General features: G+C 72.5%; 24 protein-coding genes. 9 read left to right on the forward strand and 15 right to left on the reverse strand.

Annotated elements, in window-relative coordinates; translation table 11 throughout:
- Positions 1 to 6 precede the first annotated feature (6 nt).
- Positions 7 to 1,191, reverse strand: a complete 1,185-nt coding sequence (locus tag IE206_RS05250; protein WP_189960836.1) for a serine hydrolase domain-containing protein — start codon at positions 1,189 to 1,191, stop codon at positions 7 to 9.
- Between the two features lie 127 nt (positions 1,192 to 1,318).
- Between IE206_RS05250 and IE206_RS05255 the strand changes: the two genes are divergently transcribed.
- The 4 genes from IE206_RS05255 to IE206_RS05270 all read left to right on the forward strand — a co-directional run bounded on the left by IE206_RS05255 (position 1,319) and on the right by IE206_RS05270 (position 5,135).
- Positions 1,319 to 2,185: an EI24 domain-containing protein gene (locus IE206_RS05255; protein WP_189960837.1), complete on the forward strand. Its 867-nt coding sequence runs from the start codon at positions 1,319 to 1,321 to the stop codon at positions 2,183 to 2,185.
- Between the two features lie 57 nt (positions 2,186 to 2,242).
- Positions 2,243 to 2,833 carry a YrdB family protein gene (locus IE206_RS42345; protein WP_226598800.1) on the forward strand — a complete coding sequence of 197 codons (591 nt, stop codon included), beginning with the start codon at positions 2,243 to 2,245 and terminating at the stop codon, positions 2,831 to 2,833.
- Between the two features lie 10 nt (positions 2,834 to 2,843).
- Entirely contained in the window at positions 2,844 to 3,641 is a 798-nt protein-coding gene (locus IE206_RS05265; protein WP_189960838.1) for a hypothetical protein, read from the forward strand.
- A gap of 69 nt (positions 3,642 to 3,710) precedes the next feature.
- The gene (locus IE206_RS05270; RefSeq protein ID WP_189960839.1) at positions 3,711 to 5,135 is read left to right on the forward strand and encodes a PepSY-associated TM helix domain-containing protein; all 1,425 of its coding nucleotides are present in this window, start codon (positions 3,711 to 3,713) and stop codon (positions 5,133 to 5,135) included.
- A 46-nt stretch (positions 5,136 to 5,181) separates the two neighbouring features.
- Here IE206_RS05270 and IE206_RS05275 read toward each other — a convergent pair whose 3' ends face one another.
- A complete protein-coding gene (locus IE206_RS05275) occupies positions 5,182 to 6,429 on the reverse strand; it encodes a pyroglutamyl-peptidase I (protein ID WP_506005474.1) in 1,248 nt (415 codons plus the stop codon).
- A gap of 66 nt (positions 6,430 to 6,495) precedes the next feature.
- Positions 6,496 to 7,101, reverse strand: coding sequence for a TetR/AcrR family transcriptional regulator (locus tag IE206_RS05280; protein WP_189960840.1), 606 nt, complete (start codon positions 7,099 to 7,101; stop codon positions 6,496 to 6,498).
- Positions 7,102 to 7,249: 148 nt separating this feature from the next.
- Here IE206_RS05280 and IE206_RS05285 point away from each other — a divergent pair, with 148 nt between their 5' ends.
- Positions 7,250 to 9,697, forward strand: a complete 2,448-nt coding sequence (locus tag IE206_RS05285) for a glycoside hydrolase family 3 protein (RefSeq protein WP_226598799.1) — start codon at positions 7,250 to 7,252, stop codon at positions 9,695 to 9,697.
- A gap of 197 nt (positions 9,698 to 9,894) precedes the next feature.
- Here IE206_RS05285 and IE206_RS05290 read toward each other — a convergent pair whose 3' ends face one another.
- Positions 9,895 to 10,788, reverse strand: a complete 894-nt coding sequence (locus IE206_RS05290) for an SGNH/GDSL hydrolase family protein (protein ID WP_189960841.1) — start codon at positions 10,786 to 10,788, stop codon at positions 9,895 to 9,897.
- A gap of 326 nt (positions 10,789 to 11,114) precedes the next feature.
- On the opposite strand from IE206_RS05290, the gene IE206_RS05295 reads away from it, so the two are divergent.
- A complete protein-coding gene (locus IE206_RS05295; protein WP_189960842.1) occupies positions 11,115 to 11,609 on the forward strand; it encodes a DUF3145 domain-containing protein in 495 nt (164 codons plus the stop codon).
- Between the two features lie 80 nt (positions 11,610 to 11,689).
- Here IE206_RS05295 and fabF read toward each other — a convergent pair whose 3' ends face one another.
- The 5 genes from fabF to IE206_RS05320 form a co-directional block, all read right to left on the reverse strand.
- Positions 11,690 to 12,952 carry a beta-ketoacyl-ACP synthase II gene (fabF, locus tag IE206_RS05300; RefSeq protein WP_189960843.1) on the reverse strand — a complete coding sequence of 421 codons (1,263 nt, stop codon included), beginning with the start codon at positions 12,950 to 12,952 and terminating at the stop codon, positions 11,690 to 11,692.
- Between the two features lie 78 nt (positions 12,953 to 13,030).
- Complete coding sequence (locus IE206_RS05305) at positions 13,031 to 13,279, reverse strand: acyl carrier protein (protein ID WP_189960844.1); 249 nt, start codon at positions 13,277 to 13,279, stop codon at positions 13,031 to 13,033.
- Between the two features lie 59 nt (positions 13,280 to 13,338).
- On the reverse strand, positions 13,339 to 14,334 hold the full coding sequence (locus IE206_RS05310) for a ketoacyl-ACP synthase III (protein ID WP_189960845.1): 996 nt from the start codon (positions 14,332 to 14,334) through the stop codon (positions 13,339 to 13,341).
- Positions 14,335 to 14,347: 13 nt separating this feature from the next.
- Positions 14,348 to 15,265, reverse strand: coding sequence for an ACP S-malonyltransferase (locus IE206_RS05315; protein ID WP_189961376.1), 918 nt, complete (start codon positions 15,263 to 15,265; stop codon positions 14,348 to 14,350).
- Positions 15,266 to 15,354: 89 nt separating this feature from the next.
- A complete protein-coding gene (locus tag IE206_RS05320) occupies positions 15,355 to 16,551 on the reverse strand; it encodes a PucR family transcriptional regulator (RefSeq protein WP_053730591.1) in 1,197 nt (398 codons plus the stop codon).
- Positions 16,552 to 16,610: 59 nt separating this feature from the next.
- Between IE206_RS05320 and IE206_RS05325 the strand changes: the two genes are divergently transcribed.
- Positions 16,611 to 17,270, forward strand: coding sequence for a pirin family protein (locus IE206_RS05325; RefSeq protein ID WP_189960846.1), 660 nt, complete (start codon positions 16,611 to 16,613; stop codon positions 17,268 to 17,270).
- Here IE206_RS05325 and IE206_RS05330 read toward each other — a convergent pair.
- Positions 17,257 to 18,075, reverse strand: a complete 819-nt coding sequence (locus IE206_RS05330) for a serine hydrolase domain-containing protein (protein WP_189960847.1) — start codon at positions 18,073 to 18,075, stop codon at positions 17,257 to 17,259. The two genes, IE206_RS05325 and IE206_RS05330, sit on opposite strands and share 14 nt — an antisense overlap.
- Before the next feature lie 20 nt (positions 18,076 to 18,095).
- Entirely contained in the window at positions 18,096 to 18,566 is a 471-nt protein-coding gene (locus IE206_RS05335; protein ID WP_189960848.1) for a GNAT family N-acetyltransferase, read from the reverse strand.
- Positions 18,567 to 18,724: 158 nt separating this feature from the next.
- Here IE206_RS05335 and IE206_RS05340 point away from each other — a divergent pair, with 158 nt between their 5' ends.
- Both IE206_RS05340 and IE206_RS05345 read left to right on the forward strand, forming a co-directional pair.
- On the forward strand, positions 18,725 to 19,216 hold the full coding sequence (locus IE206_RS05340; RefSeq protein ID WP_189960849.1) for a MerR family transcriptional regulator: 492 nt from the start codon (positions 18,725 to 18,727) through the stop codon (positions 19,214 to 19,216).
- Between the two features lie 7 nt (positions 19,217 to 19,223).
- Complete coding sequence (locus tag IE206_RS05345; RefSeq protein WP_189960850.1) at positions 19,224 to 20,252, forward strand: aldo/keto reductase; 1,029 nt, start codon at positions 19,224 to 19,226, stop codon at positions 20,250 to 20,252.
- 20 nt (positions 20,253 to 20,272) lie between these two features.
- Here IE206_RS05345 and IE206_RS05350 read toward each other — a convergent pair whose 3' ends face one another.
- From IE206_RS05350 to IE206_RS05365, 4 genes are all read right to left on the reverse strand, one after another.
- The gene (locus IE206_RS05350) at positions 20,273 to 21,475 is read right to left on the reverse strand and encodes an acyltransferase family protein (protein ID WP_189960851.1); all 1,203 of its coding nucleotides are present in this window, start codon (positions 21,473 to 21,475) and stop codon (positions 20,273 to 20,275) included.
- Positions 21,472 to 22,515 carry an alpha/beta hydrolase gene (locus IE206_RS05355; RefSeq protein ID WP_189960852.1) on the reverse strand — a complete coding sequence of 348 codons (1,044 nt, stop codon included), beginning with the start codon at positions 22,513 to 22,515 and terminating at the stop codon, positions 21,472 to 21,474. The genes IE206_RS05350 and IE206_RS05355 overlap by 4 nt, the downstream gene beginning before the upstream one ends.
- Before the next feature lie 397 nt (positions 22,516 to 22,912).
- A complete protein-coding gene (locus IE206_RS05360) occupies positions 22,913 to 23,596 on the reverse strand; it encodes a response regulator (protein ID WP_189960853.1) in 684 nt (227 codons plus the stop codon).
- The gene (locus IE206_RS05365; protein WP_226598798.1) at positions 23,593 to 24,882 is read right to left on the reverse strand and encodes a sensor histidine kinase; all 1,290 of its coding nucleotides are present in this window, start codon (positions 24,880 to 24,882) and stop codon (positions 23,593 to 23,595) included. The genes IE206_RS05360 and IE206_RS05365 overlap by 4 nt, the downstream gene beginning before the upstream one ends.
- Between the last annotated feature and the right edge of the window lie 68 nt (positions 24,883 to 24,950).

Genomic DNA, 24,950 nt, shown 5'->3' on the forward strand with positions numbered 1-24,950 from the left:
CGCCCTCTACTCGGCGATCGCCGCGTCGTAGACCGCGCGCGACAGCCGCACGTTCTCCGGAGCGGCGCCGCCCGGGAAGGCGAACCGGCGCCGCGTGTAGCCGTACGCGAGGCCCGAGCGCGGGTCGCCGAAGGCGAGGGAGCCCGCGGCGCCGCTGTGCCCGAAGGTGTCCGCGCCCAGCGACGGGTAGGTGACGCCGAGCGCCTCGAAGCCGAGGGCGAACGAGGTCGGGTTGCCGAGCACGAGGTCGGGCCCGGTCGAGTGGATGCGGGCGAACTCGGCGACGGTGTCAGGCTTCAGGAGCGGTCCCTGCCCGTTGAACTCGCCGAGGGCGGCCGCGTACATCCCGGCGATGCCGCGCGCGTTGCCCGAACCGCCCACGGAGGCCGGGCTCTTGGCGAGCGAGGCGGGCGAGTTGGCGAAGGCGACCAGGTCGAAGGACGGGTCGGCGCTCGTGTTGAACGCGATCGGGAGCCGGTTGTAGCGGCCGATCGGGTTCGCCGACAGGACGGCCTGCTGTTCGGGCGTCGGGAGCATCGGCAGCACGTCGCGGTAGCGGGACCGCTCGGCCTCGGGCAGGCCGAGGAAGAAGTCCAGGCCGTACGGGGCGCGGACGCGCTCCTCGAAGATCTCCTGGATGGAGCGGCCGGTCGCCCGCCGCACCACCTCGCCGGTGAGCGCGCCGATCGACAGGGCGTGGTAGCCGTGTCCCGCGCCCGGCTGCCAGAACGGCCGCTGGCCAGCGAGCCGTTCGGCGACCACGCGGTCGTCGGCCAGCTCCTCGGGGGTGAAGCCGTCGTCCGCGCCGATGACGCCCGAACGGTGCGAGATGAGCTGCCGCAGGGTCACCGCGCCCTTGCCCTCGGCCGCGAACTCCGGCCAGTAGTGGGCGACTTCGCGGTCCAGGTCGAGCACGCCGTCCTGGACGAGCAGCGCCACCACGAGGTGGGCGGCGCCCTTGGTGGTGGAGAAGACGCCGGTCAGCGAGTCCCCGGCGACGTCCCCGGACCACAGGTCCACGACGAGACGGCCGTTCTTGTACGCTGCGAGCTGGGCCGCCGGGTCGTGCTCCTCGCCGGCCACGAACGCCGCGAACTCCTCACGCACGCCCTCGTAGCCCTCGGCGACGGTGCCCTGCACGGTGGCGGCCGCGGCCTCGGTCTGGGTCGCGGTGCTGATGATGGTCGACATTGAAGTCCCCCCGGGATCGCTGCTGTTGATGGGCACAACCTATTGGTTAGCGCGGTCATTCCCCCAGCGCTGAGAAATTTTTGGGCGGCTTGATTCGACTCCGTGGCGGCCGGATAAGGTCGGTGCCATGCGTGATCTAGGGGCGGGCTTCGGATATCTGGTCAAGGGGCAGCGATGGGCCGCCGGGCACGGCAGATCGCTGGGCACAGGACTGCTGCCCGGCCTCATCACCCTGGTGATGTACGTCGGCGCACTGGCCGGACTCGCCTACGGCGCCGACGACTTCGTCGGCTGGGCGACACCCTTCGCCGACGGCTGGTCCTCGCCCTGGCTCGGCCTGTTCCGCGGCTGCCTCACCGCGCTGGTCTTCGCGCTCGGCCTGTTCCTCGCGGTGATCTCCTTCACCGCGGTGACCCTGCTCGTCGGCCAGCCCTTCTACGAGAAGCTGTCCGGCGACGTCGACCGGGCCGAGAGCGGCGGCGAGGCCCCCGAGTCGGGCCTGCCGCTCTGGCGCGAACTGTGGATCTCCGCCCGCGACTCGCTGCGGATCCTGGTCAGGGTCGCGTTCTACGGCATCCTGCTCTTCGGCCTCGGTTTCGTCCCGGTGATCGGCCAGAGCGTGATCCCGGCGATCGGCTTCTGCGTCACCGGCTTCTTCCTCGCGGAGGAGCTGACCGCGGTCGCCCTTCAGCGCCGCGGCATGGAACTGCGCCCCCGCCTCGCCCTGTTGCGCTCGCGCCGCCTGCTGGTCCTGGGCTTCGGCGTGCCGCTCGCCCTCGCCTTCGTGATCCCGCTGGTCGCGGTGTTCCTGATGCCGGGCGCTGTGGCGGGGGCGACGCTGATGGTGCGGGATCTGCTGGGCGAGTCGGCCGACTCGGACTCCGGCTCGGATTCCGGTGACGGCGGCGATGGCGATGGCGATGGAGAAGCGAACGGGTCCGGAGGTGGGGGCGGCGCCGGTCAAGCATCGGTCCGCGTCCCGGAAAGGCCTTGACCCCGGGGGCGGTCGCGGCCGGCATCGCCGCATGACCCAATGCGCCGGCGTGGCCGGATGAAGCCCCTTGAGCTCCTCAAGCCGCTCAACCTGCTGCTGATCTTCCTTCTCGAACTGGCGGTCCTCGTGGCGGCCGGTTACTGGGGCTTCGCCCGCGACGCCGGCCGGCCGGTGAGGATCCTGCTCGGCATCGGCACCCCGGTCGTCCTCGCCGCCCTGTGGTCGCTGCTCGGGGCGCCCGACGCCACGTACAAGACGCGCGGCGCGGTACGGGTCGGGGCCGGTGGGATTCGGGACGTAGTCCAGGGGGCCCGCACTGACCCTGCTGAGGGGCGCGGGGAACTGCGCGACCAGCCACGCACGGTCCGCGGGTGGAGGGGTTCGGTGGGGTTCGGGGCGTGGTCCAGGGGGCCCGCACTGACCCTGCTGAGGGGCGAGGGGAACTGCGCGAGCAACCACGCACGGTCCGCGGGTGGAGGGGTTCGGTGGGGTTCCGGGCGCAGTCCAGGGGAGCCCGCACCGGCCCCGCTAGAGGCGCGGGGGACTGCGCAAGTGCCCCCCCGCGCGGGGCGGAAGGGGTGGCGCGCTGGGGCGAGGTCTCCGGACAGGTACCCCCGATCGCCGCGCCCACGTGCGCAAATGGCATGATCTGGCCGTCATGACGAATCCCCGGTCGCCCCTGCGCACCCTGCGGGCCGCGATGTTCGCGGCGTTGTGCGTGGCTTTGGCCGCGGTGGGGCATTCGTCCATGTCCGGGCATGACATCCCGCTGTCCGTCCTCCTCGCCGCCTTCGCCGCGACGGCCGCGCTCGCCTGGTGTGCCGCCGGACGGCAGCGCGGAGTCGCCGCCATCGCCGGTGGCCAGGTCGCCGCTCAGGGGGCACTGCACGTCCTCTTCGCCAAGACCCAGCCGATGACCGGGATGGCCACCGCCTCGGCCCCCATGCCCGTGCCCACGCCGACCATGACATGCGGCGCCCGGTACGCCCACCTCATGCCGGACCCGCCCGACGGCAACGCGATGCACGACATGCCCGGCATGGGTGACATGGCCGGGATGGCGGGCACGGACTCCCTGACCGGGGCCGCCGGCCAGGCGCACGCCATGGCCATGGACGCCGCCGCCCACACCATGTCCGGCGGCATGCTCGCCGCCCACCTCCTTGCCGCCCTGATCTGCGGCATCTGGCTCTGGCGCGGCGAGGCCGCCGCGTTCCGGCTGGCGCGGGCCGTCGGCGCACTCGGTGTGCTGGCCGCCCGGCCGCTGCGCCGCGCCCTCGCTCTCGTACGCACCTGCGTGCCCGCGCCGCCGCGCCCGGTACGCAGGCCGCGCCCGCACCACCGCCCGCGCCCAAGGCTGCGCGGCGCGGTGCACAGCCATGCCTTCATCCGGCGGGGTCCGCCGGCCCGGGGACTCACCCGAGCCACGGCCCCCGGCCGACCCGCCCTCGCCTGATCCGGCGCGGGGCGTGGCCAGGGGTCCCTTCACCCATGCCCACGCCGATCGTCAGGATTCAGGATCCTCATGTCTGTCGACACCCCGAGCGACACCACAAGCGACACCCCATCGCGGGAAGCCGCACCCCCCACCACCCCGCGCCCCTCCACCTGGGCCGCACTTCGCCCCCTCCTCCTGCGGCTGCACTTCTACGCGGGCGTCCTGATCGCCCCGCTCCTCTTCGTGGCCGCCGTCACCGGCCTCCTCTATGCGCTGTCCTTCCAGGCCGAGAACGTCCTGTACCGGCACGAACTGCGGGTCCCCGTGGGCGACACCACCCAGCCGCTCACCGCGCAGGTCGCCGCCGCGAAGGCCGCCCACCCCGAGGGCTATGTGACGGCCGTCTGGCCCTCGCCCGAGAAAGGCGCGACCACCCGCGTCCTCATGAAGGCCCCGGGGCTCGCCGAGGACGAGTCCCTCGCCGTCTTCGTGGACCCGTACACCAATGACGTACGCGGCGCCCTCGCGAGCACCGGAAGCTCCGGCGCGCTGCCGCTGCGCAGCTGGCTCTCCTCCTTCCACGCCGACCTCAAGCTCGGCGAGCTGGGGCGCAACTACAGCGAGCTGGCGGCCAGCTGGCTCTGGGTCGTCGCCCTCGGCGGGGTCGCGCTGTGGGTGGGCCGACGCAGGCGGGCCCGGCTCCTGCGGCCCGAGCGCGGGCTCACCGGCCGTCGCCGCACCCTGTCCTGGCACGGCTCGGTCGGCCTGTGGGCGGTGGTCGGCCTGGTGCTGCTCTCCGCCACCGGCCTCACCTGGTCGCGGTACGCGGGCGAGAACATCGCCGACCTCAAGGACCGGCTCGGCGGCGCCACCCCCACCGTCGCGGCGGCGACCGCCGGCAGCACGAGCGGCGGTCACGAGCACCACGAGGGCATGGTCATGCCGCCCGCCGCGCCCTCCACGCTCACCCTGGACCAGGTCGCCGAGACCGCCCGCGAACAGGGCGTACGGGCCAGTATCCAGATCAGCCTGCCCAGTGCGGGCAAGGGCTTCGTGGTGCGCGAACGCGACACCGAGTTCCCCGTGCACCTCGACTCGGTGGCCATCGACCCCGCCGACGGCAAGGTCATGGACGTGCTGCGCTTCTCCGACTACCCGGTCCTCGCCCAGCTGACCCGGTTCGGCATCGACGCGCACATGGGCGTCTTCCTGGGCCTGCCCAACCAGCTCGCTCTGGCCGTCCTCGCCGTGGCGCTGATGGCGCTCATCGTCTGGGGCTACCGCATGTGGTGGCAGCGCAGGCCCACCAAGGGGCGCGCGCTCGGCGTCGGCCGCCCGCAGCCGCGGGGCGCCTGGCGCAAGGTGCCGCTGCCGGTGCTGCTCCCGCTCGCGGCGGTGACGGCGCTGGTCGGCTGGTTCGTCCCGCTCCTCGGGATCAGCCTGCTCGCGTTCCTTGTCATCGACGTGCTGCTCGGCCTGCGCGGCCGTAAGAAGGTCGTCACGACGTCCTGAACTCCCTCGGGCCCGCACGGAGTTGATCCGTGCGGGCCCTTCGGGGCTACTCCGCCGCCACCCGCACGATCGCCTTCATCTGCGCCACGATGTCGAGCCGGTTGCGTACGAACTGGGGGTCCGTCACCGTGCCCGTCGCGGGGTCGGTGTTCCCCGGCCCGAACTGCAGGACCGGGGTGTGCACATGACCGCCCGGAATGCTCAGGCGCAGGCGGTCGCGGAGCAGGGTGGCCCGGTAGGCGATCTCGTTGGAGAGGTAGTCGCCGCCGCCCCCGGCCCGCGCGGCCGAGCCCGGGGTCGGCCCGTCCGGGCGGTCCACCGGGTCCGTCGCGCCGGCCGGGATCTCGGTCACGTCGGTGTGGTCGTACACGGGGAAGCGCCCGGTGTTCGCCGCCGCAATGTCCTTGTACGGCAAGGAAGTCGTCGTCCACTGCGGCTGCGTCGCCGGGTCGGTCACCGGGACCTGCCCGGTGCTCGACGCGTTGTCGTTGTCCTGGAAGCCGCCCCGCCAGGCCCCGTTGGACCGCTCGACGTCGATGCGGCCGACCCGGCCCTGGCTCACCGTCGTGAACGCGTCCACCTTCGGCAGCACCGGCGCGAGCGCCTTCTCGACCACGCCGTCCGCGAAGTCCTGCCAGCGCACCGGGAAGGTCACCGTCTCGATGCGCGCGAGCTGCCCGTCGGCGGTACGGATCCAGGTGCCGTCCAGGGCCAGCGCGGTCGCCCCCGACGGGTTGCTGATCCGTATGTCCCTGTCCAGCGTGAACGGGTCGAAGCCGGTCAGCAGGATCCTCTTGAAGCCCTTGCCCTCGGGATAGCCGACGGTGCTCTGGCCGCGCGAGGTCCGCTCCAGGCGGTCCATGAGCTTGCTGCGGTCGGCCTCCGGGAGGCCGAACTCCGGCTCCCAGAGCCGCAGTTCACGGGTGAGGCCGAGCCGGGCCCAGTACAGCGGGCGGTCGTCGTCGCGGCTCAGGTCGCCGCCGGCGGGGCCCCGGCCCTGCGCCCGGTCCACCGCCCGCTTCCACAGCCGCGTCCCCTCCCGCTCGACGAGCCGCTCGGCCGCACCGTACGACCGCGCGGCCGCGAGTTTGTGCGTGAACTCCGGTGCCGCGTCCGCGAATCCGCTGCGGGCCAGGATCTCCTTCGGCACCGCCCCGTCGAGGCGCTGCTCCTCGACGGTGGCCTGCCGGGGCGCGGTCGCGGCCTGCGCGGGGGCCGGGCCGAGCACCGTACAGAACGTCATCGCCGCGAGGGCACACCCCAGCCGCGCCACCCGTACACGTCGTCGCACCACAGATCCTTCCGTCGAAGACCGGTCGCGCCCAGTATTCGCAAGGAAGTCCTGTGTGGATAGAGGGACTTATGAGGCGCCGTCGGCGGCGCCCGCTCCGTCCGGGATCCCGAGCAGCGCCACGAAGTCCTGGAAGGCGGCCGCCATGTCGACCGATTCCGGGTCGAGCAGCCACTGGAACTGGAGGCCGTCCATCACCGCGACGAGCAGCGGGGCCGCCCGCTCCGGGGTGAGCCCGCCGGGCAGCCGGTCGCCGAACTCGGCGCGCAGTACGCCCGCCATCTCCTCACGCACCTGCGCGTAGCGGCGGGTGAAGAAGGGGCGGGCCGGGTGCTCGTCGGTCACCGACTCGCCGAGCAGCGCCGAGAACGTCTGGACGATGCCGGGCCGCATCGCGTTGTACTCGACGAGGGAGGCGAGCAGTTCCAGGCGCCAGCCGTCGGCCGAGGTCCGCCGCCCGCCCGTGTCCCACTGGTCCCGCTCCTCCAGGACGGCGACGAGTAGGGCCTCCTTGGTGGGGAAGTAGTGCAGCAGGCCCTGCTGGGTGAGGCCCACGCGCTCGGCGACCGCGCCGAGGGACGCGCCCCGGTAGCCGCGTTCCGCGATGACCTCCAGGGCGGCGCGGAGAATGTCCGCGCGCCGCTCCTCGCTTCTGGCGCTCCTGGTCCTCGCCATGTCTGCCCCCGATCCGTGCCGGTCCGTCGGTGTGTCCGAGAGGACCGTACGGCATTCGATTGTCACGGACGGATAACTAACCCTACCATTCTACAGGTATCCCGGTCACCATGGTCCCACCAGCGGACTTCTACGAGGAGGTACGGCCGTGGCAGGCGCACCCGTTTCCACTCCCGACTACAGCGAGGCCGTCGAGACGGCCCTCGGCAAGCTCGATCTGGAGGCCAAGGCCCGGCTGCTCGCCGGGCAGGACATGTGGTCGCTGCCCGCACTGCCGGAGATCGGCCTCGGCTCGCTCGTGATGTCCGACGGCCCGATCGGGGTGCGCGGGGTCCGCTGGACCGCCGACGACCCCTCGATCGCGCTGCCGTCCCCGACCGCGCTCGCCGCCACCTGGGACCCGGCGCTGGCCCGCCGGGCCGGCACGCTGCTCGCCCAGGAGGCCCGCCGCAAGGGCGTCCACGTGCTGCTCGCGCCGACCGTGAACCTGCACCGCTCGCCGCTCGGCGGCCGGCACTTCGAGTGCTACTCCGAGGACCCCTACCTCACCGGCGAGATCGCCTCCGGCTATGTGGGCGGCGTCCAGGGCGGCGGCGTCGGCACCACCGTCAAGCACTTCGTCGCCAACGACGCCGAGACCGACCGCTTCACCGTCGACAACGTCGTGGCCCCGCGCCCGCTGCGCGAGCTCTACCTCGCCCCCTTCGAGGCCATCGTCGAAAACGCCCACCCCTGGGGCATCATGGCCGCGTACAACCAGGTCAACGGCGTGACGATGACCGAGCACCGCTACCTCCAGAACGAAGTCCTGCGCGGCGAGTGGGGCTTCGACGGGTTCATCGTGTCCGACTGGATGGCCGCCCGCTCGACCGCCGGGGCCATCCTCGGCGGGCTGGACGTCGCGATGCCGGGCCCGAAGACCGTGTACGGCGAGGCGCTGGCCGCCGCCGTCCGCAAGGGCGACGTGGACGAGGCGGTCGTCGACGACGCGGTACGCAACGTGCTGCGGCTCGCCGCCCGCGTCGGCATCCTCGACGGCGTCGACGGCGCCGTCACCGAACTCCCCGCCGCCGTCGACGGCCAGGCCCTGGCCCGCGAGGTCGCCCGCCGCGCCTTCGTCCTCGTCCGCAACGAACGCGACGTCCTGCCCATCGACCCGGCCCGCGTCCGCAAGGTGGCGCTGATCGGTGCCGCCGCACGCGACGCCCGTGTCCTGGGCGGCGGCTCGGCGACCGTCTTCCCCGAGCGCGTCGTCTCCCCGCTCATCGGGCTCACCGCGGCTCTGCCCGAGGGCGCGCTGACGTACACGGTCGGCGCCGACCCCAGCGACGAACTCGCCCCCGCGGACCAGGGGTTCGAGCTCCGCGCCGTCTGCCGCGACGGCGACGGGAACGTCCTCGGTACGGGGTCGCTCCCGGGCGGCCAGGTGCAGTGGATCGGCGACGACCTGCCCGCCGGGGTGACCCACGACGCGCTGCACTCCGTCGAGGTCACCGGCACCTTCACCCCGCGCGAGAGCGGCGAGCACACCTTCGGCACGCGGGGCATCGGCGCGTATACGCTCACCGTCGACGGCCGCCTGCTGTGGGACGGCACGCAGTCGATGCGCGACGGCGCCGACCCGTTCGAGGCGTTCTTCGGCGCCCCCGCCGAACGCGGCCGGGCCCACCTCACCGAGGGCGTGCCCGTGGAGGTCTCCCTGCGCCACACCGTGCACCGGAACGCCGACGCGCCGCTCACCGCCGTGATGTTCTCGCTCACCCACCTCGGCCCGCGGCGCGACGCCGACGAGCTGATCGCCGAGGCCGTCGAGGCCGCGCGGGCGGCCGAGCTCGCTGTGGTGGTGGTCGCCACCACCGACCGCGTCGAGTCCGAGGGCTTCGACCGCCGCGACCTTCGGTTGCCCGGCCGCCAGGACGACCTGGTGCGCGCCGTGGCCGCCGCCAACCCTCGGACCGTGGTGGTCGTCAACTCCGGCTCCCCCGTGGAACTCCCGTGGCGCGAGGACGTCGCGGCGGTGCTGCTCAGCTGGTTCCCCGGGCAGGAGGGCGGCGCCGCGCTCGCCGAGGTCCTGCTCGGCCACGAGGAGCCGGGCGGCCGCCTGCCCACGACCTGGCCGGCCCGCCTGACCGACGCCCCGGTCACTCAGGTGCGCCCTCGCGATGGCCAACTCCCTTACGAGGAAGGCCTGTTCATCGGATACCGGGCCTACGACCGGGCCGGCGTCGCGCCCGCCTACCCCTTCGGTCACGGCCTCGGCTACACGAGCTGGGAGTACGAGTCCCTGGAGGCGACCCCCACGCATGCCAAGGTCCGGGTCCGCAACACGGGTGCGCGCGCCGGGCGCGAGACCATCCAGGTCTACCTGGCGCCGGTCGCCGACGCGGTGTCGCGCCCGCGGCGCTGGCTGGCCGGGTTCGCGTCGGTGTCGGCGGCCCCCGGAGACTCGGCCGAGGTCGAAATCCCCCTGCCCAGGCGGGCGTTCGAGATCTGGGACGAGTCCGCGGGCGGGTGGAGCTTTGTCCCGGGCCAGTACGAGGTGCGGGCCTGCCACTCCCTGGGCGACGTCCGGCTCAGCGCGACGCTGGAGGTGTGAGGGGCGCTCCGCGGGGGTGCGGTTCATGTGGGCGCGGGCCGGCTGCAACGCGTCGCGCAGTTCCCCGCGCCTCTGAACCCGTTTTCGGCCGCGGGCCGTGCGTGGTGCTCGCGCAGTTCCCCGCGCCCCTGGCGGGGTCGGTGCCGGCCCGCACGGGGTCTGGGTCGGAGACCCCAGGGTTCTCCGACCCCCGCTGGTCAGCCGCCCGCCGTCACCTTTCGGTACGCGATCTCCGCCAAGCGGCCCTGCCCGTTCCGGCTCGGGTGGAACCAGTCCCAGGGGCTCAGCTGGTCCCCGTCGAAGGCGTAGTCGAAGACCGCGCCGCCGTCGTAACGGCAGGCGCGGTCCTTCGCGCACACGTCCCCCAGGACCTTGTTGTACGACACCACCCGGTCGTGCACCGCGGTGCGCCGCTCGGTCGCGACGGCTCCCAGGTCGTCCGCGTCGGCCAGCATCGACTGACAGATGCCCAGCTTCCAGATCTGCTTGCCCAGCGCGCTGCCACGCCCGGTCGACCACAGCCGTTTCAGGTCGGGCACGCTCGACACGTACACCTGGGACTTTGGCGACACCGCGCGCAGCTGCCTGAGCGACGTCTCGAACTCCGTGCGGAACGTGTTCACCGGTGTCATGTCCGACACGTCCTCGCGGCACGCGTCGTTCGCGCCCGCCATCACCGTGACCAGACCCGGGTGCTGGGCCGCGGCCCGGTCCATCTGGGCCGGCAGGTCGGCCATCCGGGCGCCGGTCTTCGCGTAGTTCCAGCTGTTGGCGGGGGCCGCGGGTCCCAGGAGGCGGACCGCGAGCGAGTCGACCTGCGCATCGCTGCCGGTCGCCCAGGAGACCTCCGGGCAGTCGGCGAGCACCGTACAGGCGTCGAAGCCACGGGTGATGGAGTCGCCCACCGCGGCCACCGACTTCGGGCTGCGGTTCCAGGCGGGGGAGGGGCTCGGCGAGGGCTTCTTCGAGGCGGACGGGCTCGCGGCCGCGTGGCCGCCACCGGACTGGCAGCCGGCGGTCAGGGCGAGGGCGCCCGCCGCGAACACGGCGGCGGTGGTACGGACGCGACGGCTCCGGCGGCTGTCCTGCATTCCGGGTCCCCCTCCGTACGGCGGTCGTTCGGCTTTCGCGGCGTCCTCGCGAGTGAAAGCTTGGTGTTCGAAGGCGCTCCGACCGACATTACGACACCCTGGGCACAGCTCCGCGCGGTAGCTTTGGCCCGTCCAGCCAGAGGAACCACGCCAGACGACTCCGGTAAATTACATCACGTCACATACTGTCCCATTTCAGGAGATTAGCTCCCGATGCTGTTTACTGTTGAAACCAGGGGCAGAATGTCAGGTGCTGTCCTGACCGGGAACGGCAGGGGCGCGAGGCCGCTGGGGAAGGCGAACCTCGAACCGCACTGGAGGTCCCGGTGACGACACGTGGAGTTCTCTACGTCCACTCCGCCCCGCGCGCGCTCTGCCCGCACGTCGAATGGGCTGTGGCCGGCGTCCTGGGGGTGCGCGTCCAGCTCGACTGGATCCGCCAGCCCGCATCGCCCGGCACGTGGAGAGCCGAATTCTCCTGGCGGGGCGAACCCGGCACCGCCTCCAAACTCGCCTCCGCGCTGCGGGGCTGGCACCTGCTGCGCTTCGAGGTCACGGCCGAGCCGTGTGCGACGGCGGAGGGCGAGCGCTACAGCGCCACGCCCGACCTCGGCATCTTTCACGCCGTCATCGGCATCCACGGCGACATCATGATCCCGGAGGACCGGCTGCGCGCCGCCCTCGCCCGTTCTATCCAGGGCGAGACCGACCTGGAGGCCGAGATCGCCAAGCTCCTCGGCAAGCCCTGGGACGACGAGCTGGAGCCCTTCCGCTACGCCGGAGAGGGCGCCCCGGTCCGCTGGCTGCACCAGGTCGTCTGAACCGCGCCCTTCGAACCGCGTACGCGAAAGGGCCCCACCGTCCGACGGTGGGGCCCCTTTCAGCTACGTACGCAGACCGCTCAGACCGAGCGGAAGGCGAGCACCACGTTGTGGCCGCCGAAGCCGAACGAGTTGTTGATCGCGGAGATCGAGCCCTCGGGGAGCTTGCGGGGCTCGCTGCTCACCAGGCCCGGGTCGACCTCTTCGTCGAGCTCGTCGATGTTGATGGTCGGCGGGGCCGTGCGGTGGTACAGGGCGAGGACCGTGGCGACGGTCTCGATGCCGCCCGCGCCGCCGAGGAGGTGGCCGGTCATCGACTTCGTCGCGGAGATCGCCACGTGGTCCAGGTCGTCGCCGAGGACCTTGCGCAGCGCCTTGATCTCGGCGATGTCGCCCTGCGGCGTCGACGTGGCGTGCGCGTTGAGGTGGACGACCTCGGACGGTTTCAGGTCCGTCGAGTCGAGCAGGTTCTGCACCGCGGCGGCGACGCCCCGGCCGGTCGGCTCGGGCTGCGCGATGTGGTGGCTGTCGGCCGAGAGGCCCTGGCCGAGGACCTCGCAGTAGACGCGGGCGCCGCGCTGCTCGGCGTGCTCGGCGGACTCCAGGATCACCACGCCGGCACCCTCGCCCAGGACGAAGCCGTCACGGGCCCTGTCGTAGGGGCGCGAGGCCTGCTCGGGGTGGTCGTTGTTCTTGGACATCGCCATCATGTTGGCGAACGCCGCGATGGGCAGCGGGTGGATGGCCGCCTCGGTGCCGCCGGCGACCACGACATCGGCGCGGCCGGTGCGGATCATCTCGACGGCGTACCCGATGGCCTCGGCACCCGAGGCGCACGCGGAGACGGGGGTGTGGACGCCCGCGCGGGCGTTCACCTCAAGGCCGACGTTGGCCGAGGGGCCGTTCGGCATGAGCATGGGCACGGTGTGCGGGGAGACGCGGCGTACGCCCTTCTCCTTCAGCACGTCGTACTGGTCGAGCAGGGTGGTGACGCCGCCGATGCCCGACGCGATGACCGTGCCGAGCCGCTCCGGAGTGACGCCGGACGCCTCGCCCGCGGGGGCGGAGAAACCCGCGTCCGCCCAGGCCTCCTTGGCCGCGATCAGCGCGAACTGCGCCGAGCGGTCCAGCTTGCGGGCCAGCGGGCGGGGCAGCACCTCGCCCGGGTCCACCGCGGCCGGGGCCGCGATCCGGACCGGCAGTTCGGCGAAGCGCTCACCCTCCAGGGGGCGGACACCGGAGCGTCCCGCCAGCAGACCTTCCCAGGTCGAGGCGGTGTCGCCACCCAGCGGTGTGGTTGCGCCGATACCGGTGACGACCACGGTGCGATTGGTCGAGCTCACAGGAAGTTTCTCCACGTGTGTAAGGGACGTGAATCAGCGGCGCCACCGCTGGGTGGCAGCCCGAATTCAGGTCCTGAATCAGGCCTGGTGCTTCAGGATGTAGCCGGCGGCGTCGCCGACGGTCTTCAGGTTCTTGACGTCCTCGTCCGGGATCTTGACGTCGAAGCGCTCTTCGGCGGCGACGACGACCTCGACCATGGACAGCGAGTCGACGTCCAGGTCGTCGGTGAAGGACTTGTCCAGCTGGACGTCCTCGACCGGGATACCAGCGATCTCGTTGACGATCTCGGCGAGACCCTCGACGATCTCTTCCTGCGTGGCGGCCATGTTGGCGCTCCTTCGGTGTTAATGCTTCGAATTACGGGCTTCCGGAAGATCCGGAGTGCCTAGGGGAGGGTAACGACCGTCGCGGCGTACACGAGACCCGCCCCGAAGCCGATGACGAGCGCGGTGTCGCCGCTCTTCGCCTGTCCGGTCGCCAGGAGCCGCTCCATTGCGAGCGGGATCGAGGCGGCCGAGGTGTTGCCGGTGGTCTCCACGTCACGGGCGACCGTGACGTGGTCCGGCAGCTTGAGAGTCTTCACCATCGAGTCGATGATCCGCATGTTGGCCTGGTGCGGAATGAAGACGTCCAGGTCGTCCGGGCTGATTCCGGCCGCGTCCAGCGCCTGCTGGGCGACCTTCGCCATCTCGAACACGGCCCAGCGGAAGACCGCCTGGCCCTCCTGCGTGATCGCGGGGAACTTGCCCGAGCTGTCGTACTCGGTCCACGGCACGGTCTGCTTGATGGTCTCCGACTTGTCGCCCTCGGAACCCCAGATGGTGGGGCCGATGGCCGGCTCGTCGCAGGGGCCCACGACGACCGCGCCCGCGCCGTCGCCGAACAGGAACGCGGTCGCGCGGTCCTGGAGGTCGGTCAGGTCGCTGAGCCGCTCCACGCCGATGACCAGCACGTACTTGGCGGAGCCCTCGACGATCATGCCCTTGGCCAGGGTCAGCCCGTAGCCGAAGCCCGCGCAGCCGGCCGAGATGTCGAACGCGGCGGCCCTGCCGGTACCCAGCTTGTCGGCGATCTCGGTGGCCACGGCCGGGGTCTGCTTGAAGTGCGAGACGGTGGAGACGATCACGCCGCCGATCTGGTCGGCGGAGATCCCGGCGTCCGCGATCGCCTTGCCCGAGGCCTCGATCGACATCGCGGCCACGGTCTCCTCGGGGGAGGCCCAGTGGCGGGTGGCGATGCCGGAGCGGGAGCGGATCCACTCGTCGGAGGAGTCGATCGTCTCCAGGATCACCTCGTTGGGCACCACGCGCACGGGACGGTAGCCGCCCACGCCCATGATGCGCGCGTACGGGGCGCCCTTGCTGGGCCGGATCTTCGACATGGCTCTCGGCTCCTTAGGCGGATGCATGCTCGGCGATGAGCGCACGAGCCGCGTCGAGGTCGGCGGGGGTCTTCAGGGCGACGGTCTTGACACCCGGCATCGCGCGCTTGGCGAGCCCGGTCAGGGTGCCGCCCGGGCACAGCTCGACCAGCGCCGTCGCGCCCAGGTCCTTGAAGGTCTCCATGCACAGGTCCCAGCGGACCGGATTGGAGACCTGGTTGACCAGGCGGGTCACGATCTCCTGGCCGCTCGCCACGGTCCTGCCGTCCGCGTTCGAGACGTACGTGACCTTCGGGTCGGCGACGGTGAGCGACCCGGCCGCCTCGTCGAGGGCCGCCACGGCCGGAGCCATGTGGTGCGTGTGGAAGGCGCCGGCGACCTTGAGGGCCACCACGCGGCGCACGCCCTCGGGCTTGTCGGCCTCCAGGGCGGCGAGCTGCTCGGCGGTGCCGGCGGCCACGATCTGGCCCGCGCCGTTCACGTTCGCCGGGGTGAGGCCCAGCTTCTCCAGGTGCGGCAGCACGTTCTCGGGCTCGCCGCCGAGCAGCGCGGCCATGCCCGTCGGCGTGACGGCGGCGGCCTCGGCCATGCCCAGGCCCCGCTTGCGTACGAAGCCGAGCGCGGCTTCCTCGGAGAGGACGCCCGCGAACGCGGTGGCGGTGATCTCGCCCACGCTGTGCCCGGCGACGGCGCCCGGGGTGATGTCACCCAGTGCCGAGGCGGACAGCAGACCCGCGGCGACCAGCAGGGGCTGGGCCACGGCGGTGTCGCGGATCGCGTCGGCGTCCGCCTGCGTGCCGTAGTGGACGAGGTCAAGACCGATGGCGTCCGACCACGCGGCGAGCCGGTCGGCGGCGCCGGGGAGGTCGAGCCAAGGAGTCAGGAAGCCGGGCGTCTGAGCGCCTTGGCCGGGAGCGACGAGTACGAGCACTCTCACACTCTCTCTTGTGGACGGCTCCGCGCGCCCGTGGGGACAGGGACGAAGAACCGTCGGGGGAATTGTGGGTGTCCGACAAAAGTCTAGGACTGCGAATCTCCGTCGGCCAGACGCCCCAGGATCAGCGCGATCCTCAGCGTGAACGCGGAGCGCACATCGGACGGCGACCACCCGGTGACGTCCGTCACACGTCGGAGCCGGTAGCGAACGGTATTGGGGTGGACGAACAACATCCGGGCCGCGCCCTCCAGACTGCTCGCCTGCTCCAGATAAACGCTCAAGGTTTCCAGGAGCGCCGAGCCCGCCTCCTCCAGTGGTCTGTAGATCTCCTCCACCAGTTGCTCGCGGGCGGCAGGATCCGACGCGATCGCCCGCTCCGGCAGCAGATCGTCCGCGAGAACCGGCCGCGGCGCGTCCTGCCACGCCGAGCACGCCTTGAGTCCGGCCGCCGCGGCCTGCGCGGACCGGGTCGCGGCCAGCAGGTCCGGGACGATGGGGCCCGCGACGACGGGACCCGCGGCATACGGCCCGATCAGGCTCTTCGCCACCGCCAGCGGGTTGTCGCTGCCGCCCGCGATGACGACCAGGCGGTCGCCGAGCACCCCGGTGAGCACCTGGAGCTTGGCGTGCCGGGCGGCCCGCCGGATCGCCTCCACGGTCAGCTCGCTGTCGCCGTCCGGCGCCGTACCGAGCACGACGCACACGTGCTCCGGCGAGTTCCAGCCGAGCGCCGCGGCCCGGGACACGGCGCCCTCGTCGGCCTCGCCGGAAAGGACCGCGTTGACGACGAGGGACTCCAGGCGGGCGTCCCACGCGCCGCGCGCCTCGGCGGCCTGGGCGTACACCTGGGCCGTCGCGAAGGCGATCTCGCGGGCGTACACGAGCAGCGCCTCGCGCAGGATCGACTCGTCGCCCGGCGCCGCGACCTCCTCGATCGCGGTCTCCATGACCTCGATGGTGGTGCGCACCATCTCGACGGTCTGCCGCAGCGTGATGGCCCGCGTCAGCTCGCGCGGGGCCGTGCCGAAGACGTCGGTCGAGATCGCCTGCGGCGTCTCGGGATGCCGGAACCACTCGGTGAACGCGGCGATACCGGCCTGGGCGACCAGACCGATCCACGACCGGTTCTCCGGCGGCATCGCCCGGTACCACGGCAGCGTCGCGTCCATGCGGGCGATCGCGTTCGCGGCGAGCCGCCCCGAGGACTGCTCAAGACGCTTCAGGGTCGCGGCATGCGGATGGGCATTCTTCGCGGGGTGTACGGGATCCGGTGCTGGCACGGGGACAAGACTGCCTTATCGGGAACCGTCCCCGCCGGGCCGGGTCTACGGTGGTGGGCGTGATTTCTGTCAGGCGCGGCGACGAGCGCTACCCGGGCGGCGACCCGGCCGCCGGTATCGAGTCCCTGCACGCCTTCTCCTTCGGCCGGTTCTACGAGCCGGACAACCTCCGCTTCGGCCCGGTGCTCGCCTGCAACGAGGAGCGGCTCGCGCCCGGCGCGGGCTTCGACGAGCACCCGCACAGCCACACCGAGATCCTCACCTGGGTCGTCGAGGGCGAGCTCACCCACCGCGACTCGGCGGGCCACACCACGGTGGTGCGACCCGGCGACGTGCAGTGCCTGAGCTCCGCGGGCGGCGTGCGGCACGAGGAGCGCAACGAGGGCGAGGCTCCGCTGGTCTTCCTCCAGATGTGGCTCGCCCCGAAGAAGCCGGGCGGCGAGCCCGCGTACGACATCGTGCGCGGCATCGCCGACTCCACGCCCTACGCGGTGCTCCCGGCGGGCGCCATGCTGTACGTCCGCCGCCTCGCGCCCGGCGAGCGCAGCGCCGTGCCGGACGCGCCCGGGGTGTACGTCCATGTCGTCCGCGGCCGGGTGCGCCTGGCGAAGGAGGAGCTCGGCCCGGGCGACTCGGCGCGGATCACCGGGGCGCTCGGCCTGGAGCTGACCGCGAACGAGGGCGCCGAGGTGCTGCTCTGGGAGCTCAGCTCCGTGTGAACTCGGCCAGCACGCTGTCGGTGAACACCGGCCACACCTCGGCCGCCCACGGGCCGAACGCGCGGTCGGTCAGGGCGATGCAGGCCAGGCCCGCGTCCGGGTCGATCCACAGGAACGTGCCGGACTGGCCGAAGTGGCCGAAGGTGCGCGGGGAGGACGAACTGCCCGTCCAATGGGGGGACTTGGAGCCGCGGATCTCGAAGCCGAGGCCCCAGTCGTTGGGGTTCTGGTGGCCGTAGCCGGGCAGCACGCCCTTGAGGCCCGGGTACTGCACGTGCATCGCCTCGGCGACCGTGGCCGGGTGCAGGAGCTGTGGCGCCTGCACCTCCGCGGCGAACTTCGCGAGGTCCTCGACGGTCGAGACGCCGTCCTTGGCGGGCGAGCCCTCCAGCGTGCTGGACGTCATGCCGAGAGGCTCGAAGACGGCCTGGCGCACGTAGTCGGCGAAGGGGATGCCCGACTGCTTGGCGATGTGGTCGCCGAGCACCTCGAACCCGGCGTTGGAGTAGAGCCGGCGTTCGCCGGGCGGCGCCATCACCTTGTGCTCGTCGAAGGCGAGCCCCGAGGTGTGCGCGAGCAGGTGGCGGACCGTGGCACCGGCGGGCCCGGCCGGCTCGTCGAGCTCGACGGCCCCCTCCTCGTACGCGACGAGGGCCGCGTACGCGGCGAGCGGCTTGGTGACGGAGGCCAGCGGGAACCGGTGGGACACCGGCCCGTGCGCGCCGGCAAGCGTTCCGTCGGCCCGCACCACGGCCGCCGCGGCGGTCGGTACGGGCCAGGTCTCGATGATCCGCAGGCTCTCCATGCGTACGAGCCTAATCGGTCCTAACGCGACAGCCGCATGGCGGGATTGGGGCTGTGGACGAAGCCCAGCGAGACATAGAGCGGCTCGCCCTCCGGGGACGCCTTCAGGTCGATCTTGAAGACGCTGCGTTCCTGGAACCAGCCCAGCAGCGCCTCCATGCACACCCGGGACAGGCCCCGGCGGCGCATGTCGTCGTCGGTCACCACGTTGAAGACGTACCCGACCGTGCCCGTCGGATTGCCGGGACCGCCGAGCCGGTATTCGATCGTGCCGAGGGCGCAGGCGGCTATGCCGGTGCCGTCGGGCCGGTCCACGACGAAGGCGGTCATGTCCCCGGCGGGCTCGGCAAGCTTCTTGCGCAGGGTCTGCACGGCGGCGGGCTGCCAGGCCTTGTCGGGGTTGGGTGGTCCGGACAGGGCGTCCTGCATCACCTGGCGGAGGCGGACCAGTTCTTCTGCGTCTTCGGGCACGGCGCGACGTACGGCACTCATGGCCGCAGGCTAGCCGGGAGAGGCGGACGGGGTCTCCCCGTATTCGAGTTGCGGTGGTGGCGCGAAGTGTGCGGTGGGGCCGGGCTTGGCAGGCAGTCCGAAACACGTCACCGAATGGGCTTGCTTGGAGTGCACTCCAAGGTCCTAGCGTGGAGGGCATGACGGTGATCGAAAGCACAGCGGTGACGGTGGAGCGGGTCCGGCAGGGCCTGTGCGCGACGCAGCCCCTCCACCCGCGCCCCGACGGCCAGGACCGCTACACGATCAGCGAGGTCGTGGCGTGCACCGGACTCACCGCGCACACCCTCCGCTGGTACGAGCGGATCGGCCTCATGCCGCACGTGGACCGCTCGCACACCGGCCAGCGGCGGTTCAGCAACAAGGACCTCGACTGGCTGTCGTTCGTCGGCAAGCTCCGGCTCACCGGCATGCCGGTCGCCGACATGGTCCGCTACGCCGAACTCGTCCGCGAGGGGGCGCACACCTTCGAGGCGCGCCAGGAGCTCCTGGAACAGACCCGGCGCGACGTCATCGCGCGCATGGCGGAGCTCCAGGACACGCTCGCCGTACTCGACTACAAGATCGACTTTTACGCCGACGCCCGCAAGGTGTCGGAAGCGGACGCCCGCAAGGCGTCGGAAAGGGCCTGAACACCCCATGAGCAACAGCCCGATTGAGAAGATCAGTACCGTCCGGCTCGGCACCGAGGGCCCCCGGATCGGCGTCCAGGGCTTCGGCGCCATGGGCATCAGCGAGTTCTACGGCGACACCGACGAGGCCGCCGCCCGCGACACCCTGGAAGCCACGGTCGAGGCGGGCGTCACCCTCATCGACACCGCCGACATCTACGGATCCGGCGCCAACGAGGAGTTCCTCGCCCCGTTCCTCGCCGCCCACCGAGACGAGGTGACCCTGGCCACCAAGTTCGCCATCGAGCGCCGCGCGGACGACCCCTCCTACCGGGCCATCCGGAACGACGCCCCGTACATCAAGAAGGCCGTCGAGGCGAGCCTGCGCCGCCTGGGCATCGACGTCATCGACCTCTACTACATGCACCGCCGCGACCCGCAGGTGCCGCTCGCCGAGTCCGTCGGCGCGATGGCCGAGCTGGTCCAGGAGGGCAAGGTCAAGTACCTGGGTCTGAGCGAGGTGACCGGCGCCGAGCTGCGCGAGGCGCACGCCGTGCACCCGATCACCGCCCTCCAGTCGGAGTGGTCGGTCTTCAGCCGCGACGTCGAGCGCAGCGCGGTCCCGGCCGCCGCTGAACTCGGTGTGACCTTCGTCCCGTACTCGCCGCTCGGCCGCGGCTTCCTGACCGGGGCGTTCGCGGATGCGGGCAAGGAGCTGTCGGGCGGCGACTTCCGCCAGCTCCAGCCCCGCTTCACCGGGGACAACGCCAAGACCAACGCGGCCCTGCTCGAACCGCTTCACAAGATCGCGGCGGCGCACGGCGCGACGACCGCGCAGATCGCGCTGGCCTGGGTGCAGCAGCGCGCCCAGGTGCACGGCCTGACCGTCGTCCCGATCCCGGGGACCCGCAAGCGCAGCCGCCTCCTGGAGAACACCGGGGCGACCCGGATCACGCTGAGCGCCGAGGAACTGGCGCTCCTGGAGCCGATCGCCGGACAGGTCGCGGGCGACCGCTACCCCGACATGTCCTCGACGTCGGCGGCCCGCGAGCAGTAGGCCGCGCGAACACCAGGGGCTCACGCCAGCCCCAGGGCGAACACCGCGAAGCCCGCCGCGAGCAGCCCCGCCGCTGCCCGGCGGGCCTTCGTCGCCTTCGTCCAGGGCGCCTCGAAGCCCCGCGCGTAACGGGCGATCAGCACCAGAAGGACCGCGAACACCGGCATCCAGGCGAGCCGTTCACCGATCCAGGCCAGGGTGTCGGGCGCGGTGGTCAGCCCCGGCACCCGCCCGGCGAAGGAGGCCGGTACGGCGGCGGCGAGCATGGCCGTCTGGTGCCAGCACAGGATGGTCATCGCGGACAGGTTGACGACCACGACCGGAGCCCAGAGGGCGGGCTTCTTCAGCCAGTCGGCGATGCGGTCGCGCAGCAGGACGGCGGCACCGGACTGGGCCGCGGCGAGTGCGAGCACGAGCAGCGACGGCGGATGCGAGTTGGTACGCGCCTCACCGGGCACGCCGACCATGGACGCCGGGTAGTGGAAGACGACGAGCAGCACGGCGAACAGCAGCGCCCCGCCGCCGAACAACAACCACCCACCCCGGCGCCCGATCCTCTTCTCCCCCCAGGAGACGCCGAGTTGGTAGGCGAACATCCAGCCGGGCAGGATGTTGACGACCGAGATCCACGACGGCATGGAGTCGGCGTACGGCCCGTAGCGCAGGAAGTCGACGAGGGCGACGACCGCGAGCAGCGGAGCCGCCGCCCACCCGCCGAGTGTGCCCGCCGCCCGGACGCAGTAGGGCGTGAGCGCGGTGACGCCGACGTACACCCCCACGAACCACAGGGGCTGGATCACGAGCGTGGACCCGGTACGCAGGGTGTCGTGGGACACGCCGAGCGCGGACAGGACCGGGATCATCGCCGCCCAGACGGCGGTGACACCGAGCACGGGCCGCCCGAGCCGGGCAACGCGCCCCTTGAGCCACTGGGCGGTCGATCCTTTCCTCCGACGGAAGGACAGCACGGAGGCGTAGCCGCCCACGAGGAAGAAGATGCCGAGCATCTGCAGGAACCAGCCGGCCGGGGCGAAGCCCGGGAAGGAGGAGAGCGGGCTGGCGTTGTGCAGGGCGCCGGCGCTGTCGAGGGTGAACCCGCCGAGCAGCCAGTGCCCGGTCGGCACGGCGAGCAGCGCGAGGGCGCGCAGCCCGTCGATGGCGCGGTCGCGGTGAACGGGCGTCCTGTGTTCAATGTCCGCGACGGCCCTGGTCAAGGCGCTCATCGAGCATCTCCCGTGGCGATGGCGGCGAAGGCGTTGAGGGACTCGGTGCCGGGGGCGAAGTAGCCGGTGTGACCCTTGGCGTCGGCGGCGGGCACGCGGCGGGCGCCGAAGGACGGGTCGGTGGGGTCGGTGCCGTGGCCGAGCCCCGCGAACTCGACGTGCGGCACGTCGTCGATCCAGTCCGTGGGGTTCTTCGCGGCCCACACCCGGGCGTCGGTGCCCAGATCGTCCACGGTGTCGGCGCGCATGCCGGGGGAGCCGAGCGCGACGATGTCCGAGGCGTCGGTGTCCCCCGCGGCGAGCCCGCACACCACGGAGCCGTAGCTGTGGCAGAACAGCACGGGGTCGGGCGCGCCGACCGCGTCGAGCCCCTCGGTGAGCCGGCTCAGCCGCTCGGCCCCCGCCTCGGCGAGCTTCCCGGCCGCGGCGTCGAGCCCGACCCCGACGGGGGTGGTGTACCCGGCCCACGCGACCACGGCGGTCGCGTCGTGCGTGGCGTCGCGCAGCGAGGCGGCCATGCCGGCGGGGGTGCCGTAGGGGTCGTTCGTGCGGTCGAAGGTGGCGGCGTCGATGTCGGATCCGGGCACGATGACGGAGACGTGGGCGGCGTCGTCCAACTCCCCGTAAACTTCGGCCACTTGACCCCGACCCCGGGAGTCGAAGGCGAGGATCTGCCGCGACGGCTCGGCGAGCCGCGCGAACCGGGGGTCACGGGTGGCCGATATGGCCAGCCGATTCGCTTGGTACCGCAGGTGTACGGGGGCGCCGTCGAGGTTCCCGACGACCTCGGGGTGCCGCCGGACCAGCGTCTGCTGCTCCGCCTCGCTCAACCCGGCGAAGAACAGGGCGACTTCCCGGGGGGTCGCGCTCGCGGGGTCGGGCAGGGGGCGCCCGATCACGGTGTCGGCCCGCCAGGCGGCGGCGCCGGGCGGGGGCCCGGTGACGGCCTCCTGCGCATCGGCCGTGGCCCACCCCGCGGTGCCGGCGATGGCGGTGACCACCAACGCGGAGGCGACCATTGCCCTTCGGAACCGATGCATGCCGCGACTTCCCTTCCTCGTGTCCGTCTCCTGACGAGGGGAAGGTAGGAAGGGGATGGGGCGCGGGGCGTCACACCGGGGGGCCAGGTGGGGGGTGGTACCTGGGTAGGGGGTGGGTCGTTTCTCCCGGCATGCGAGCTGCCGCAGGCCGAAGACGCCGGTACTGGCCGGCGCCAACCCTGCTGGGGCGCGGGCAACTGCGCGACCAGCCACGCATGGTCCGCGGCCGAAAGCAGTCCCACCCTGCACGGGGCCCCGGGGGGGGGGGCAGCGCCCCCGGCAGCGGACTTCAGCCCCTTCCCGCCCCCGGCGGGTTTCGGGGAGGGGCGGGGTGGGGCGCCTCTCGGGGGCTGGGGCGAGCCCCCAGGGCATCTGGCCGTACCCCGAGGGGTCCGGGCTAGCCCGGGTCGCCGGGGCGGACCACCCCCGCCTCGTAGGCGAAGATCACCGCCTGGGCCCGGTCCCGGAGGCCGAGCTTCGCCAGGACCCGCCCGATGTGCGTCTTCACGGTCTGCTCCGCCAGCACCAGCCGTCCCGCGATCTCCTGGTTGGAAAGCCCCCGGGCAATCAGCTCGAGCACCTCCGTCTCCCGCGGCGTGAGCCCATTGAGGCGCAACGCCGCTGCCCCCCGCCGCGGAGCGGGCCGCTGCGCCGCGAAGTCCGCGATGAGCCGCCGCGTCACGGAGGGGGCGAGGAGGGCCTCCCCGGCCGCCACGACCCGTACCGCCCCGATGAGGTCGGCCGGAGGCGCGTCCTTCAGCAGGAACCCGGACGCCCCGGCCCGCAGCGCCTCGTACACGTAGTCGTCGACGTCGAAGGTCGTCAGCATCAGCACCTTCGGCCGGTGGACGACCCCCACCGGCGGGTCCAGGATTTCGCGGGCCGCGGCGAGCCCGTCCATCTCGGGCATGCGGACGTCCATCAGGACCACGTCCGGGTGGGTGGAGCGGGCCACCTCGACCCCGGCACGGCCGTCGGGCGCCTCGCCCACCACGTCGATGTCGGCCTGCGCCGAGAGCAGCGCGGCGAACCCCGCCCGCACCATGGCCTGGTCGTCGACGATGATCACGCGGATGGTCAACTGGCTTCCTTAGGAGGGGAGTTCAGAGGGGGAGGGGAATCCAGAGGCAGGCGCGCCGCCACCCGGAAGCCGCCGTCCGGCAGCGGTCCCGTGTCCAGGGACCCGCCGGTCAACCGTACGCGTTCCCGCATGCCGACAAGGCCGTGCCCCGTGCCGGAGACCTCAAGGGGCGAAGTGCGGCCCGCCGCCGGGCCGTTGACGACGATCACCGTCAGATGCCGGTCGTCGCACGTGACGGAGATACGGGTCGCGGCGCCCGGCGCGTGCCGTACGACATTGGCGAGCGCCTCCTGCACGATCCGGTACGCCGACAGGTCGACCGCGGGCGGCAGCGCCGGCAGGTCCGCGGCAAGGGAGAGCCTGGCCGGCAGTCCGGCCCGTACCGTCGCCTCGACGAGCTGCTGGAGGCGGTCCACGCCGGGCTGGGGAGTCCGCTCACCGCCCTCCTCGGCGCTGCCGTCGCTGCGCAGCACCGCGAGCAGGCGCCGCATCTCGCTCAGCGACTCCCGGGCGCTGGACGCGATGGACTCGAACTCGCCGCGGGCCGCCTCGTCGAGCCCGGTGAGCCGGTACGGCGCCGAGTCGGCCTGCACGGTGATCACCGACATGTGGTGGGCCACGACGTCGTGCAGCTCGCGTGCGATTCGGGCGCGTTCCTCCAGGAGGGTGCGCCGGGCGCGCTCGCCCTCGCTGATCGTCTCCTGCTCGGCGAGCGCCCGCTCGGCCTCCTCCCGGCTGCGTACGGCGCCCGCGAAGGCCAGCATCACGCCGGTGAGCACGAAGAGCAGGACGTAGGTGCTGGTGGAGCCGCTCGGCGGGAAGATGCCGAGCGCGAGGCTGGCCGCGCCCGTCGTCAGCCACACCGCGACGAGCGTGCGGGTCGTCGCACGCAGCCCGAGGCAGGCCATGAGGACCACGTAGCCGACGATCACCGTCGGCGTCCACGGCCAGGGGCGGCCGGCCGTATCGGCGCCGTACAGGAGGAACGCGCCCAGGACGTCGAAGCCGAAGACGATCACCCAGGCCACCATCGGCCGGGTCACGGCGAGCAGCAGCGGCACCGTCTGGGCCACTCCCAGCGCCCCGGCCCAGCCGCCGCCCAGCCGGTAGTCGTTGGCGAGCACGGTGATGGTGACGGGCAGCAGCGCCAGCACGAAGCAGCCGACGACGACATACGGACTCCACCGCTGCCAGCGTCTGGGCGCCTGCGAGAACAGCGGCCGGGCGGCTTCGGCGGGCGGCCACACCAGGGCGAGCGCGCGGCGGGAGGCGGGTGCGATCTTCATGACCCGGCCAGCGTAGGCAGGACCGGCCCGGCCGCGCGTCATACCGGGGTGCCACCCGCACCCCGGAC

This window comes from Streptomyces violascens (assembly GCF_014649955.1).
Lineage (GTDB): Bacteria > Actinomycetota > Actinomycetes > Streptomycetales > Streptomycetaceae > Streptomyces > Streptomyces violascens.